At 35.1% G+C, this 15,029-nt stretch carries 14 protein-coding genes; 13 read left to right on the forward strand and 1 reads right to left on the reverse strand.

Annotation, left to right across the window (positions count from 1 at the left end; all coding sequences use genetic code 11):
- Positions 1 to 21 precede the first annotated feature (21 nt).
- From BMY56_RS06085 to BMY56_RS06130, 10 genes are all read left to right on the forward strand, one after another.
- Positions 22 to 318, forward strand: coding sequence for a hypothetical protein (locus BMY56_RS06085; protein WP_091621345.1), 297 nt, complete (start codon positions 22 to 24; stop codon positions 316 to 318).
- 68 nt (positions 319 to 386) lie between these two features.
- Positions 387 to 1,979: a SulP family inorganic anion transporter gene (locus tag BMY56_RS06090; RefSeq protein ID WP_091621348.1), complete on the forward strand. Its 1,593-nt coding sequence runs from the start codon at positions 387 to 389 to the stop codon at positions 1,977 to 1,979.
- 76 nt (positions 1,980 to 2,055) lie between these two features.
- Positions 2,056 to 2,682 carry a carbonic anhydrase family protein gene (locus tag BMY56_RS06095; RefSeq protein ID WP_091621350.1) on the forward strand — a complete coding sequence of 209 codons (627 nt, stop codon included), beginning with the start codon at positions 2,056 to 2,058 and terminating at the stop codon, positions 2,680 to 2,682.
- Between the two features lie 99 nt (positions 2,683 to 2,781).
- A complete protein-coding gene (locus tag BMY56_RS06100) occupies positions 2,782 to 3,408 on the forward strand; it encodes a carbonic anhydrase (RefSeq protein ID WP_091621353.1) in 627 nt (208 codons plus the stop codon).
- Positions 3,409 to 3,542: 134 nt separating this feature from the next.
- Entirely contained in the window at positions 3,543 to 4,562 is a 1,020-nt protein-coding gene (pheS, locus tag BMY56_RS06105; RefSeq protein ID WP_091621355.1) for a phenylalanine--tRNA ligase subunit alpha, read from the forward strand.
- Positions 4,563 to 4,571: 9 nt separating this feature from the next.
- Positions 4,572 to 4,967, forward strand: a complete 396-nt coding sequence (locus BMY56_RS06110) for a hypothetical protein (protein ID WP_091621358.1) — start codon at positions 4,572 to 4,574, stop codon at positions 4,965 to 4,967.
- 245 nt (positions 4,968 to 5,212) lie between these two features.
- Positions 5,213 to 5,695: a GbsR/MarR family transcriptional regulator gene (locus BMY56_RS06115; RefSeq protein WP_091621360.1), complete on the forward strand. Its 483-nt coding sequence runs from the start codon at positions 5,213 to 5,215 to the stop codon at positions 5,693 to 5,695.
- A gap of 88 nt (positions 5,696 to 5,783) precedes the next feature.
- Entirely contained in the window at positions 5,784 to 6,872 is a 1,089-nt protein-coding gene (locus BMY56_RS06120) for an efflux RND transporter periplasmic adaptor subunit (RefSeq protein WP_091621363.1), read from the forward strand.
- Between the two features lie 34 nt (positions 6,873 to 6,906).
- The gene (locus tag BMY56_RS06125; RefSeq protein ID WP_091621366.1) at positions 6,907 to 10,053 is read left to right on the forward strand and encodes an efflux RND transporter permease subunit; all 3,147 of its coding nucleotides are present in this window, start codon (positions 6,907 to 6,909) and stop codon (positions 10,051 to 10,053) included.
- A gap of 7 nt (positions 10,054 to 10,060) precedes the next feature.
- Positions 10,061 to 11,464, forward strand: a complete 1,404-nt coding sequence (locus tag BMY56_RS06130) for a TolC family protein (RefSeq protein WP_091621369.1) — start codon at positions 10,061 to 10,063, stop codon at positions 11,462 to 11,464.
- Between the two features lie 159 nt (positions 11,465 to 11,623).
- Here the strand turns inward: BMY56_RS06130 and BMY56_RS06135 are convergent, their stop codons facing one another.
- Complete coding sequence (locus tag BMY56_RS06135; RefSeq protein WP_091621372.1) at positions 11,624 to 12,091, reverse strand: CYTH domain-containing protein; 468 nt, start codon at positions 12,089 to 12,091, stop codon at positions 11,624 to 11,626.
- A 52-nt stretch (positions 12,092 to 12,143) separates the two neighbouring features.
- On the opposite strand from BMY56_RS06135, the gene dinB reads away from it, so the two are divergent.
- The 3 genes from dinB to BMY56_RS06150 all read left to right on the forward strand — a co-directional run bounded on the left by dinB (position 12,144) and on the right by BMY56_RS06150 (position 15,008).
- Positions 12,144 to 13,247, forward strand: a complete 1,104-nt coding sequence (gene dinB, locus BMY56_RS06140; protein ID WP_091621374.1) for a DNA polymerase IV — start codon at positions 12,144 to 12,146, stop codon at positions 13,245 to 13,247.
- A gap of 109 nt (positions 13,248 to 13,356) precedes the next feature.
- Positions 13,357 to 13,785, forward strand: coding sequence for a hypothetical protein (locus BMY56_RS06145; RefSeq protein WP_091621377.1), 429 nt, complete (start codon positions 13,357 to 13,359; stop codon positions 13,783 to 13,785).
- 137 nt (positions 13,786 to 13,922) lie between these two features.
- Positions 13,923 to 15,008 (forward strand): efflux RND transporter periplasmic adaptor subunit, encoded by a 1,086-nt coding sequence (locus BMY56_RS06150; protein ID WP_091621379.1) that lies wholly within the window; start codon positions 13,923 to 13,925, stop codon positions 15,006 to 15,008.
- Positions 15,009 to 15,029 lie beyond the last annotated feature (21 nt).

Here is a 15,029-nt window from a genome sequence, read left to right on the forward strand (position 1 = left end):
CTTAGTCATCGATTTTAAAATATGATATTTCTTGCACGCATCACTATTCTACTACTATGGCTTTTTGCAGTTACTGCACCAAGCATCATTACGTTATGCGATATTGACAACCCTATTGTCGTGACTAACCTCAATGAGGAGGAACAACAAGAGTCAGGCAAAAAATCAATGGGCGAAGAAAAATTTGTGAAAGAAAATTTTCTTGACTTTACATTAATCCCATTAACTAAAAAATTATCGGTGAATAACTTTCTTATTTTAAGAAGTTTCAATCTTTCATTCGAAATCCTTTCCCCCCCTCCCGAACATTTAGCTTAGTAATTTATTTATTTTTAAATTGACTAATCTGTCTTATATATACATATAAGACATTATTTATAAGTTATATGTTCAAGCATTTAAAAAGCGATTTTCCCGCGAGTATCGTCGTATTCTTTGTAGCCCTACCCTTGTGTTTGGGAATCGCGCTTGCTAGTGGTGCCCCATTATTTTCAGGAGTAATTGCTGGTATTGTAGGTGGTATCGTCGTAGGCGCCTTAAGTGGTTCCAAAATCGGTGTAAGTGGACCCGCAGCAGGTTTAGCTGCAATTGTTCTCGTTGCTATTGGATCGCTTGGTGGTTATGAAAACTTCTTGGTGGCAGTCGTTTTGGCGGGTATTATTCAAATTATTTTTGGAATTGTAAAAGCAGGAATTATTGGGTATTATTTTCCATCTTCCGTCATTAAAGGAATGTTGACAGGTATTGGTATCATCATCATTTTAAAACAAATTCCTCACTTTTTTGGATATGATTCCGATCCGGAAGGAGATTGGGCATTTTTTCAAGTAGACGGACAAAACACATTTACCGAAATCTTAGATACCTTAAATAATATTAGTCCGGGAGCTACATTAATTGCAGCAATTGGTTTAGGAATCTTAATTCTATGGAGTAATGTACTTTCTAAAAAAGGTAAAATATTTCAATTGATTCAAGGTCCCGTCGTTGCTGTAGTTGTTGGTATTATTTATTATATCATGACCAAAGATCATGAAGTGCTCTCCATATCTAAAGACCATATGGTTAGCGTACCTATACCTGAAGGAATTTCTTCGTTTCTTGCACAGTTCAGTTTTCCTAATTTCAGCGCCATCACCAACCCTCAAGTTTGGGTTACCGCCTTTACCATGGCATTAGTGGCTAGTCTTGAAACACTACTTTGTGTTGAAGCTACCGATAAATTAGATCCTGAAAAAAATGTAACTCCCACCAATAGGGAATTATTGGCCCAAGGTACTGGTAATATTATTTCAGGTTTAATAGGTGGTTTACCGATCACCCAGGTTATAGTTCGTAGCTCTGCGAATATACAATCTGGTGGTAAAACTAAATTATCGGCTATTATTCACGGTTTTTTATTACTGATTTCAGTGATCCTAATACCGACACTACTAAATATGATACCACTCTCTGTATTGGCCGCCATACTATTTGTAGTTGGGTTCAAACTGGCAAAACCTTCCCTTTTCAAAAAAATGTATCAATTAGGTTGGAAACAATTTCTACCATTTATTGTAACCGTTCTTGGCTTAGTTTTTACCGATATGCTTATGGGTATTTTATTAGGTTTAGCCGTAGGTATTTTGGTTATAATAATTAAAAGTTACCAAAACTCACACTTTCTTCATATTGAGGACAAAAGTGATGGAATGCACAGAATTAAAATGACCCTTGCAGAAGAGGTGACATTCTTTAATAAAGGGGCCATACTAAAAGAATTGGACAGTTTACCAAGAGATACCTACTTAGAATTGAACCTATTAAATACGCGCTATTTAGATTATGATATCATCGAAATTTTAGAGGACTTTTCGTTTAAAGCCAAGGAAAGAAATATTGATATAAAACTAATCTCAAAACGGGGTATAGTAGAAAACCCCTCTAGTTATATTGATTTTTTTGAAAAAAGACCAAAGTCAGAAAAAAGCTTAAGTTGAAAATTGATGCCGATTAGTTAAAGGATAAGATTATGAATCTTATCCAAGCATAAAAAACAATAAAAGTAAAAAAATTATGAAAGCACATACTAGAGAAACACAAGCTACAATGACCCCAGAAAAGGCATTGCAATTTTTAAAAGAAGGAAACCAAAGGTTTCAAAATAATTTAAAAGCAAACCGGAATCTTTTAGAGCAGGTCAATGATACAAGTGATGGGCAATTCCCATTTGCAACAATTTTAAGCTGTATCGATTCAAGGGTGTCTGCAGAGCTGGTTTTTGATCAAGGTCTTGGTGATATATTCAGTGTACGAATTGCGGGTAATTTTGTAAATGAAGATATTTTAGGAAGCATGGAATTTGGTTGCAAACTTGCTGGAACTAAATTAGTAGTAGTATTAGGACATACCAGCTGTGGCGCCATAAAAGGAGCTTGTGACCATGTTCGTTTAGGAAACCTAACTGCATTGATCAATAAAATTGAGCCTGCAGTGGCAGCTGTTAAAGAACCTAAGGATGAAAGTTTAAGAAACTCTCAAAACCTAGAATTCGTAGATGCGGTCTCTACAAAAAATGTTGAAATCACCATAGAAAATATAAGGGAGCGAAGCCGAATCTTAGCAGAGATGGAAAAATATGGTGAAATATTGATTGTTGGCGCCATGTATGATATCTCAAATGGTGAAGTAACTTTCTATTAAATTAGATTCAAAAAATTGTATTAAGCTCATAAATGGATTTTCCATATTTATTACTTATATAAACTATCTTTCTGCCCATAATATATTCCATATAACGTTATGAATTTAGCCAAGGTCTTTGAAAATAATAAAGTTTGGATACAGGAAAAACTTTCTTCGGAATCGAATTATTTTGAAGAACTGGGTAAAGGTCAAAAACCAGAGCTATTATATATAGGATGTTCTGATAGCCGAGTAACCGCAGAAGAACTTATGGGTCTTAAACCTGGCGAGGTTTTTGTACATAGAAACATTGCGAATATGGTCATCAATATAGACCTAAATTCTATGTCGGTTGTAGAATATGCAGTGCAACATTTAAAAGTGAATCATATTGTGGTTTGTGGTCATTATGCCTGTGGTGGCGTAAAAGCCGCTATGCAATCTGCAGACCTTGGTCTTCTAAACCCTTGGTTACGATGTATACGTGATGTCTACCGACTTCATAAAGACGAGTTAAACGCAATTAAGGATGAGGAAATAAAATATGATCGGTTGGTAGAATTGAACGTTCAAGAACAATGTGTAAACTTGATAAAGACTGCGGTAGTACAAAAAGCCTATAGAGACCGTGAACTAAAAGTTCATGGCTGGGTGTTTGACGTTCATAACGGTAAACTGGTTGATCTAAAAATAGACTTTGAGGGAATATTACATGACATCATGGAGATATATCATTTAGATTAATCTATATAGCCTATTTTGTTTACAAAATGCTTAAACGCCATCAAATATTACAACCCATACCCCTAATCAAAACCCGTAAAAAACAGGACTTACTGTGGTAAATGTTATAAATTTGCTTTTTTTAGTAGCATAACATGATTGATAAGATAAAGGAACAGATTTCTGAAGTGAATGCTTTTACAACTGATAATTTAGCAGATGTAGAATCGTTTAGAATTAAATATTTAGGTAAGAAAGGAATCTTAAATGACTTTTTTGCTGAGTTCAAGAATGTTCCAAATGAACAGAAAAAAGAATTCGGTCAAACGATAAACGAATTAAAGCAGGCTGCAACCGAAAAAGTAGAGGCTTTAAAAGAAACACTAGAGAAGAGCAACTCTGATGAAAAAGTGTTAGGTGATTTATCTCGACCAGGAAACCCTATAGAGCTTGGTTCACGCCATCCTATTTCTATTGTAAAAAACCAGATAATTGATATATTTTCAAGAATTGGTTTTAATGTATCAGAGGGTCCGGAAATTGAAGATGATTGGCATAATTTTACCGCATTGAATTTGCCAGAATATCATCCGGCACGTGATATGCAAGATACTTTCTTTGTTCAAACTGACCCAGATATCCTTTTGCGCACCCATACCTCTTCGGTTCAAGTTCGTTATATGGAAAATAATAAGCCACCTATACGAACTATATCCCCAGGTAGAGTTTATAGAAATGAAGCAATTTCAGCAAGATCGCATTGTTTCTTTCACCAGGTTGAAGGCTTATATATTGATAAGGATGTTTCTTTTGCCGATTTAAAACAGACACTTCAATATTTCACGACAGAACTTTTCGGAAAATCAAAGATTAGGCTTAGACCTTCTTATTTTCCTTTTACCGAACCTAGTGCCGAAGTTGATGTTTATTGGGGCTTAGAAACTGAGACCGATTATAAAATGACTAAAGGTACTGGTTGGTTAGAAATTATGGGGTGCGGTATGGTAGACCCTAATGTGCTTAAAAACTGTGGTATCGACCCAGAAGTATATTCCGGTTTTGCCTTTGGTATGGGTATTGACCGTATAGCCCTATTGTTACATCAAATTTCAGACATACGATTGTTAAGTGAAAATGATTTGCGTTTTCTAGAGCAATTTAGAAGCGCTCTTTAATAGCAACTTGTGAAAAAAGATATTGAAATATCTATTGCCAAAGATGTTTATGTTGCCATTATTCGTGAATGGAACGAAGAATTTTTGGATAAGGACTGGAATGCCTATATCATTAACAGCCGAGTCACACCTATAGAATTGACAATGGTTGTTTCAAAAGGATATGAAGGTGACCGAAAAACCTCTATTATGAGACATTCTATTGGTGAAGTAGCAGCTAAATCGTATAAGAAGATAGAGGTAGTTCAAGAAGATGTTCTTACATTAAACAATGAGTTCTACGTCACGTATTATGCGGAAAATAAATTATTTGAAAAACGATTTCTTTTCGAACAGAATAGTGTGAAAGAAAGTAATCTTGTTACCATTCCTATTTTGGATAAGGACGGAATCTACGCGAAATAAACTACCCATTAAATACATTTTTTTTAGATTCTTGGTTTTTCCCAAAATCCTCCATTAGCAAAACCCAGTTAAACACAAACGAAGAACGTTAAATACTTAAAAAATAGGCTAATTATTTATTTTTAGTAGGTAATCTATAACTCAATAGTATCCTCACAAAATTTTAACGCTTCTAAAAAAATTAAGTTCTTTTGGTTTTTTTGTTTCCGAACTAACAGTATCTTTGCCTCTTCATCATTAAAATTATGAGTAAAGAAGAGATAAAAAATAAGTTAATAGAAGAGCTCGGCGTTCATTTTGAAAGTGAGTACGATATACCGCCATTGGCTGCTAGAATATTTGCAAATTTGGTTCTTACGGATGAAGACGGACTAACTTTTGAAGATTGTCTACTTAAAAGAGGCGCTAGCAAAAGTTCAATTTCGACTTCGCTCAACCTTTTATTACAAATGGATTTCGTAAACTATTTTACAAAATCAGGGGATCGTAAACGTTATTTTAAAATTGCCGAAAAAAATACCTTCTTTATTAAGAAACTAGATCGATCATTAAAACAACTCGAAAGGGAAAGTGATATACTACACAAAATTACGGAGTATAATGAGCAATATCGACCAGAAAAACATAAAGAAAATAAAAGTAAAAAAACGATATATACCAAGTGTATAAAAGATATGACCGCAACGCTTAAAACAACCATTGCTGAATTAAAAAAACAAGAAGAATAATTTTTTTAATATTTAAGTTCGTTTTTTACCGAACATTCCGAATTAACAAGGCCATATCAATAATTAATCTAATTAATATCCCTCTAAAATGAAAAAGTTATCAATTATAGGAATCATAAGTGCTACCCTTCTTTTGAGTTCCTGCTTTGGAACATCAGAAAAACCAGCGCAAGGAGCCGCTGTGTCTTCTCCACCAAGTTTAAAGGTTGGTGAATTAAAAAAACAAGATCTTACCGTCTATACTGAATTTTCCACTACACTAGAAGGTAAACAAAATGTAGAAATATGGCCAAAAGTATCTGGTTTCGTACAGGAGGTTTATGTAGAAGAAGGTCAAAAAATTAAAAAAGGTCAACTACTATTTAAATTGGAAACTCAAACTTTAAATCAAGATGCTAATGCTGCAAAAGCATCAGTAAATGTTGCAGAAGTTGAAGTGAGCAAACTTAAGCCGCTAGTTGATAAAGGTATTATCAGCGAAGTACAACTTGAGACTGCAAAGGCAAAACTTGAGCAAGCTAAGGCAAGTTACCAAAGCGTTGCATCAAATATTGGCTACGCCCGTATTACAAGCCCCGTAGATGGGTATATCGGTGAAATCCCTTTTAAAATCGGTGCTTTGGTGAGTTCTGCTATGGGCAAGCCATTAACTACTGTTTCTGATATTAGCGAGGTACGTGCCTACTTTTCTTTAAACGAAAAAGAGCTTTTAAAGCTAAAAGAGTCTATGCCTAAGAATGCTAAAAACCTTATGGATATTGAAAAGGCCCCAAAAGTTACATTAATTATGATTAATGGTGAAGAATATGCCGAGCCTGGTAAGATTGCAATGATAAATAATATCATTAACAGTACCACGGGCAGTGTTACCGCAAGAGCTGATTTTGACAATAAAAGCAATTTATTAAGTAGTGGTAGTACTGGAAAAATTAAAATTCCTACAATATATACAGGTGCATATGAAATTCCTCAAGCTGCCACAGTAGATCTTCAAGGAAAGAAATTAGTTTATGTTCTAAAAGATGACAATACAGTGACTACCATGCCTATAAACATAGTTGCGAATACCCAAAAAGGTTTTATCGTTGAAAAAGGAATTAATGATGGAACCACTATTGTTCTTGAAGGTGTAACTAAAATTAAAGACGGAATGACCATTAGTCCGGTTAACGAATAATCCGAAATTCAATCTAATAGATAAATAGAGAACAATGTTTCAAAAATTTATAGATCGTCCAGTACTTTCTACGGTGATATCGATTATCATAGTTATTCTAGGTGTTTTAGGTTTAACGACACTACCTATTGAACAATATCCTGAAATCGCACCTCCAACTATACAGGTTACAGCTTCATACACTGGGGCAAACGCAGAGACAGTACTTAATAGTGTTATTACACCACTTGAGGAACAAATTAATGGTGTAGAAGGCATGTTATACATGACGTCTAACGCGAGTAACGATGGTGCTGCTTCCATAAATGTATTTTTTGAACTAGGTACAGATCCAGATATTGCGGCGGTAAACGTACAGAACAGAGTAGCTCGTGCCAATAGTGTTTTGCCACAAGCTGTAGTACAAACTGGTGTAATCACCCAAAAATCACAAACTAGTGCACTTATGTTCTTTTCATTGTTTTCTGACAATGAAAATTACGATGCCACATTTGTTGAAAACTATGCAAGAATCAACTTAGTACCCAAATTACAACGTATAAAAGGGGTTGGTAACGTTACGGTTTTTGGTGCCAAGGATTACTCTATGAGAATATGGTTGAACCCAGATAAAATGGCAGCTTACAACCTTATGCCATCTGATATTCAAAATGCACTTAGAGAACAAAATCTTGAGGCGGCTACTGGTAAAATCGGTGAGAACGCCGATGGTGTCTATGAATACGTGTTGAAATATAAAGGCCGTCTTTCAGAAGTAGCCGAATATGAAGATATCATTATTAGAGCTCAAGAAAACGGACAGTTCTTGCGTGTTAAGGATGTTGCGGAAGTTGAATTGGGTGCCTTCAATTATGGCACTAAAAACGAAGGTATGGGTAAACCCGGTACCGTTCTTGGTATATTTCAAACATCTGGTTCAAATGCAAATGATATTATTAATTCCATTCTGACCATCTTAAAAGATAGTAAGCAAGATTTTCCAAAAGGAATGGATTATGTGATTCCCTTTAACACTAAAGATTTTTTGGATGCTTCTATCGGGCATGTAGTTCAAACCCTTATAGAAGCATTCTTATTGGTATTCATTGTAGTATTCTTATTTCTTCAAGATTTTAGGTCCACTTTAATACCGGCCATTGCAGTACCCGTAGCGATTATAGGCACGTTCTTCTTTCTCTCGTTATTTGGTTACTCCATTAACATGTTAACGCTTTTCGCCATGATACTGGCTATTGGTATTGTGGTAGATGATGCCATTGTAGTGGTCGAAGCGGTTCATGCCAAGATGGAAGAAGGAGCTACGAACGCAAAAACTGCCACCAAATCGGCAATGTCTGAGATTTCTGGAGCCATTATATCGATTACCTTGGTTATGTCTGCCGTATTTATTCCAGTTTCTTTTATTAGTGGTTCTTCCGGAGTTTTCTACCAACAATTTGGTGTCACTCTAGCGATTGCTATTCTTATTTCAGCAGTAAACGCCTTGACATTGAGTCCTGCTTTGGCAGCTCTTTTCTTAAAGCCACATAATCCATCCGAAGAACAAAAAAAAGGCATTACAAAACAATTCTTTTCTGCTTTCAACACCGGTTTCAATGCTATTACCGACAAATATGTTGGGTCAGTAAAATTCATCGCCAATAGAAAATGGATTACCATAGTATCACTAGTAATATTTACAGCAATAACCGTATTATTATTTAAGACAACACCTGCTGGTTTTATTCCTAATGAAGATAGGGGTCTTGTTTTTGCCGATATTAGTTTACCTCCAGGTACAACCTTAGAACAAACACAATTAACGGTAAAGAAACTTGATTCTATATATGCCTCAATGGATATCATAGAAGCTAGAATGAATATTACAGGTTTTAGCTTATTAAATAGGGTAAATGGTGGTTCTTATGCCTTCTCTGTATTAAGGCTTAAAAACTGGAGTGAAAGAACAGATCCATCACAATCTGTAGATGCAGTGGTTGGTAGTCTTTTTAGTAAAACTGCTGGTCTAAAAGATGCGAAAGCGTTCTTCTTTACACCACCTAGTGTTCAAGGGTTTGGTAACTCTACTGGTTTTGAGATGAACCTACAGAGTAAAGACGCTGATGATTGGCAGACCGTTGGCCAAACTACGAATGAGTTTTTGGCCGCATTAAACGCCAGGCCTGAAGTACAATATGCTATAACTCAATTCAACCCAAACTTTCCTCAATATGAAGTGCAGGTAGATGTGGAGAAAACTAAAACTGCGGGTTTAGCGGTTACAGATGTTTTCAGCGCAATGCAAGGGTATTATGGAGGACTGTATACTACTGACTTTAATAAATTTGGTAAGCAATACCGTGTTATGATTCAGTCAAAACCTGAAGACAGGGCAAATGAACAATCGCTTAATCATATTTTTGTGACTAACGGAAATGGTGAATCGGTTGCTGTATCTCAGTTTGTTTCATTAAAGAAGATTTATGGACCTGAAATCGTTAGTAGATTCAACCTTTTAAGTTCAGTCAAAATTAACGGTGCCATGAACCCTGGTTACTCTACCGGTGATGCTATTAAAGCTATTGAAGAAGTTACCGCTCAGGTTTTACCTTCTAATTATACTTACGAATATTCGGGGCTTACTAAAGAAGAAAACAGTGCAGGTAGCCAAACTATCATCATATTTATACTGAGTTTGGTATTTGTTTATTTCTTATTAAGTGCTCAGTACGAGTCGTATATATTACCTTTTGCCATACTTCTTTCATTACCCGTAGGTATTGCGGGTGCTATAGCATTTATAAATTTAGCAGGACTTGAAAACAACATATACTTTCAGATTGCTTTAATAATGTTAATTGGTCTACTTTCTAAAAATGCTATTCTTATTGTGGAGTTTGCGCTTCAACGTAGAAAGCATGGTATGTCTATATTAGAATCGGCTTTAGATGGAGCAAAAGCCCGTCTTAGACCTATTTTGATGACTTCATTTGCCTTTATTTTTGGTTTAATGCCATTGGCATTATCAACAGGTATTGGTGCGATAGGCAATAGGTCTATTGGTATGAGTGCCGTTGGTGGCATGCTAATAGGTACCATATTCGGGGTATTTGTAATACCAGCATTATATGTCATTTTCCAAACCCTACAAGAGCGCATTACCGGTGCTCCACAAGAATCTATTGAAGAATCAAAGAATTAGAGAAATCATGAACAAATTAGTAACTAATAAACTTATATTGGTAGCCCTAATTCCGCTTTTGCTGTCTTCTTGTTTTACAGCAAAGACATATGAGCGACCAGAATTAGAAATTGAAAATCTGTATAGAACCGATAATTTACCACAAGACAGTGTGTCTTTTGCATCAGTTTCCTATAAAGACCTTTTTACTGATTCCCATTTAAAAACGTATATACAAAAGGGACTTGACAATAACCTAGATATTCGCATCGCCCTACAAAGTATTGCAGCTGCCGAGGCATATGTTAAACAGGGTAAAGCAGGATATATACCTACCATAAATGGTGCGGCTACCGCAACAAGAACGGCGAGAACTAGTGAAAATGGACAATTTGGAAATTTTTTCACACAGCCTTTTAATCAATATGAAACTTCAGGAACTGTTTCTTGGGAAGCTGATATTTGGGGTAAAATTAGAAGTACTAAACGTGCTAGTGATGCAAGCTACCTTAAAACTGTAGCGGCTCACAAAGCTGTAAAAACTAGTCTTGTGGCACAAATTGCCATAACGTACTATCAAATATTGGCCTTAGACCAACAGATTACGGTAACTGAGGAAACTATAGAAAATCGTTCTAAAAGTGTAGAGACTATTATAGCTCTTAAAGAAGCTGGGCAAGCGAACCAGGTTGGTGTAGACCAAACTGCCGCACAACTTTATAGTGCGCAAGGTCAATTATTAGACCTTAAAAACTCATTGTATCAAACAGAGAACACCTTTAGTATTTTATTAGGTGAGCAACCGCAGTCATATTCACGTAGCACGCTAAATGAGCAGTCATTGGCAAATGAAATGAAACTTGGTGTACCAGCACTTTTACTTCGGAACAGACCAGATATCATGCAAGCGGAGTATAGCTTAGTCAATAGTTTTGAAATGACCAATGTTGCAAGAAGTAACTTTTACCCATCTATTAAACTTTCGGCACAAGGCGGACTTCAAAGTTTGGAGCTTGAAAATTGGTTAGATTCGAGCTCTATTTTCGCTAATCTCGTAGGCGGACTTACACAACCCATTTTAAATGGCAGAAAGATAAGAACAACCTATGAAGTAGCTAAAGTACAACAAGAGCAATCTTTATTAAGTTTTAAAAAAGCGCTTTTAACCGCTGGAAAAGAAGTGTCTGAAGCTTTATATGATTACAACAATTCTGTTGAAAAGGAAGTTTTTGTATCCAAACAGGTGGCAGCCTTAAAAAGAGCTGAAAGTAATTCTGAAGAATTATTGAACAATGGATACCTAACGTATTTAGACCTTTTAACCGCTAGAGAAAATTCCTTAAATGCAGAACTTAACTTGATTAACAACAAATTCACACAATTGTCTGCTACCGTAGAACTATATCGTTCTCTTGGAGGTGGATGGCAATAGAGATTTGTAAACGATACCTGCAGGGAAAAGCTTGAATTTATAAAGGGTAAGACTAAAAAGAAGTAAAAAGCTTAAGCCTTACCCTTTTTTAGTAAATGACTAACCAAAGTGCAATAAATTAAGATTAAGTATACTGTGAAAACACGACAAATTAATTGTCTACCATGCCTTAAAAGGCTTTATACTTAATTGAGAGTTGTAATATTTAACCTCGCCTGTAACTTCCTCGCCTAACCAATCAGGTTTTTGAAACCTTTCATTTTCAGAATTCAATTCTATTTCAGCTACAGTTAATCCTTCATTATCACCATAAAATTCATCAACCTCATACACATGATTTCCTAAGACAATTTCATATCTGCATTTCTCAAGAATTCCTTTATCACATAACTCAAGCAAATTATCGGCGTCTTCTACAGAAATCTCTTTTTCCCATTCAAATCTAGACGTACCCGCTTCATTAGATTTTCCTTTTACGGTGATGAATCCTACATCACCTTTTATTCTTATTCTAACCGTTCTGTTGGCGTCGGTATTTAAAAACCCTTGAACTATTCGTGTTTTAGACCTTGCCAAAGATTTATAAGAATCTGATTTTACCAAAAATTTACGCTCAATTTCTATCATATGATTAGATGCATCTACTATCCTTAAACTAAGATAAGTCTTAAATTTGCTTATGCCCAATGAAATGCCTTTACGGAAAATTATCCACGTCGACATGGATGCATTTTATGCATCGGTTGAAGAATTGGACAATCCTGATTTAAAAGGGAAGCCATTGGCTGTTGGAGGCAGCGAAAAGAGAGGTGTTGTTTCTGCTGCAAACTACGAAGCTCGTAAATTCGGAGTGCGAAGTGCCATGAGTGGTTATATTGCTAAAAAAAACTGTCCCCATATTACTTTTGTAAAACCAAGATTTGAGCGTTATAAAGAGATATCTAAAAAAATTAGGTCTATCTTTTTCGAGTATACTGATTTAGTCGAACCTTTATCTCTTGATGAAGCTTACCTAGATGTTACAATAAATAAAAAAGGAAATCCTTCGGCTACCCTATTAGCAACTGAAATTCGGCAACGCATTCTGGAAGAAACAGGGTTAAATGCATCCGCAGGAATATCTATCAATAAATTCATTGCTAAAGTAGCTAGTGATATTAATAAGCCCAATGGACAAAAAACAGTAAACCCTGAAGAAGTAGCTTCATTTTTAGAAGCTCTTGATATTCGAAAATTTTATGGTGTGGGTAAGGTTACTGCCGAAAAAATGTATCAATTAGGTATTTTTACGGGTAATGACCTTAAGAGTAAACCTATTGAATTCTTAACAGAAAAATTCGGGAAGACTGGCAGCTACTATTATAATGTGGTTAGAGGAATTCATACAAGTGAGGTTAAACCTCATCGTATTCCGAAATCTGTAGGTGCAGAACGAACATTCAATGAAAACTTAAGTAGTGAGATTTTCATGTTAGAGCGTTTAGAACATATAGCTGAAGAGCTAGAACGCAGACTTAAAAAAGCTGCTATTGCTGGTAAAACTATTACGCTTAAAATAAAATATAGTGATTTCACCCTAAACACTAGAAGCAAAACTATACCTTATTTTATTGCTGATAAAACGCTAATATTAGAAACTTCAAAAGAATTATTGTATCAAGAAGAGTTGCAAAACTCAGTTCGCCTATTGGGTATTTCGCTTTCTAACTTAAATACTGATAATAAGGCTATTAAAAATATTGATGATAAATCAATATTGGTGCAATTAAAGTTCGATTTCTGAGTATTCAACCCTCAATTGACCACTTTTATCTAAAAATTATAAATGTTAACAAAAATTAACTGCATTTACTTGTACAAACCATTTCACTAGAATAATTTTGTACCCTTAAATGAAAAAGAGTTTTTTAAAGTTTCTTCTTTCTATTTGTATACTTTTATCTAGTGTATACAGCCCTCTATTTGCTAACATCAATTCAGGGGAAAATTCATTATATACTATTGAACAACAGTTCGCTATATCAACACATTCAAACCTGTTAAATAGTGTTCGAAATCAGAATGCCACAATTAAAGGCTCCTTTGATAATGCCGATAAGGTTTTAGAAATAGATGCTACTGAAATTGAGGAAGAAGAAGAAAATGAACATTCTTTTATCAAAAAAGGAGGAGAGTTTTATTACACCTCAACAACATTCTATCTTTTATCTCTATTATTTCTATTTAGTTTCTTCACGAATAACAATAGATTTCAAAGGCTATTTACTCATTTTTCTTATATAAATAGGCGCTTCGTTTTATTTCAAGTATTTAGATTATAATTTTTTCGGGCAATTTTTTATTGTCCAAAGTACCACTTCATTTGGACTTGTTAGATCTGAAATTCTAAAGTCCTAAAATTTATGCGTTTTCGCATTTCTATAAACTTATAGTACCAATCTATTTTAATTTAAAAATTATGACCAAGAGAACTCTCCTGTTCGCCTCAGTGTGTGCCTTGTTTTTATATACAAGCTGCGAATCAAAAAAAGAGAAAAAGGAAGAACACGCCAAATTTCTAGTTACAAGTCCTATCAAAAAGGATACATCAATTACAAAAGATTATGTAAGCCAAATACACTCTATTCGGCATATTGAAGTAAGGGCTCTTGAACGGGGCTATTTAAAACAAATTCATGTTGATGAAGGCCAATACGTTAAAAAGGGCCAGCAGATGTTCAACATTATGCCCAACATTTATGAGGCGGATTTACAAAAAGCAAGAGCAGAAGCAAAAGTTGCAGAAATTGAGCTACAAAATACTCAGTTATTATTAGATGGCAATGTTGTATCAAAAAATGAGTTGGCTATGGCCAAAGCAAGTTTTGACAAAGCGAATGCAGAGGTTACCTTAGCACAGACCCATTTAGGATTTACAAATATTCGTGCTCCATTTGATGGTATTATGGACCACTTGCATGTACGAGAAGGGAGCCTTTTAGATGAGGGTGAATTATTGACCACCTTATCAGACAACTCACAAATGTGGGTTTATTTCAATGTACCAGAAGCTGAGTACTTAGATTATATTATTAGTACTGACAAAGACACCAAAAAGGAAGTTGGTCTGTTAATGGCCAACAATAAGCCATTTAATCAAGTGGGTATTGTTGAAACTATAGAAGGTGAATTCAACAATGCAACAGGTAACATCGCGTTCAGGGCAACTTTTCCTAATCCTGATAAAATACTAAGACACGGTGAAACTGGCAGTATTCTTATGACGATTCCTTTAAAAGACGCATTGATTATTCCGCAAAAGGCAACTTTCGAGATCTTAGATAAAAAATTCGTGTTTGTTGTTGATCAAGACAATGTCGTAAAACAACGTGAAATCTTCATTGGTGCTGAAATGTCCAACTTATTTGTTGTAACCAAAGGCCTAACTGAAAAGGATAGAATTATTCTTGACGGTATACGTATGGTAAAAGATAATCAAAAGATAGAATCTGAGTTTGTATCACCTAAGAAAGTGCTGTCAAGTTTAGACCTATACACAGAATAACAATATCCAAATACATTAAGA

This window comes from Maribacter orientalis, assembly GCF_900109345.1.
Classification (GTDB): domain Bacteria; phylum Bacteroidota; class Bacteroidia; order Flavobacteriales; family Flavobacteriaceae; genus Maribacter; species Maribacter orientalis.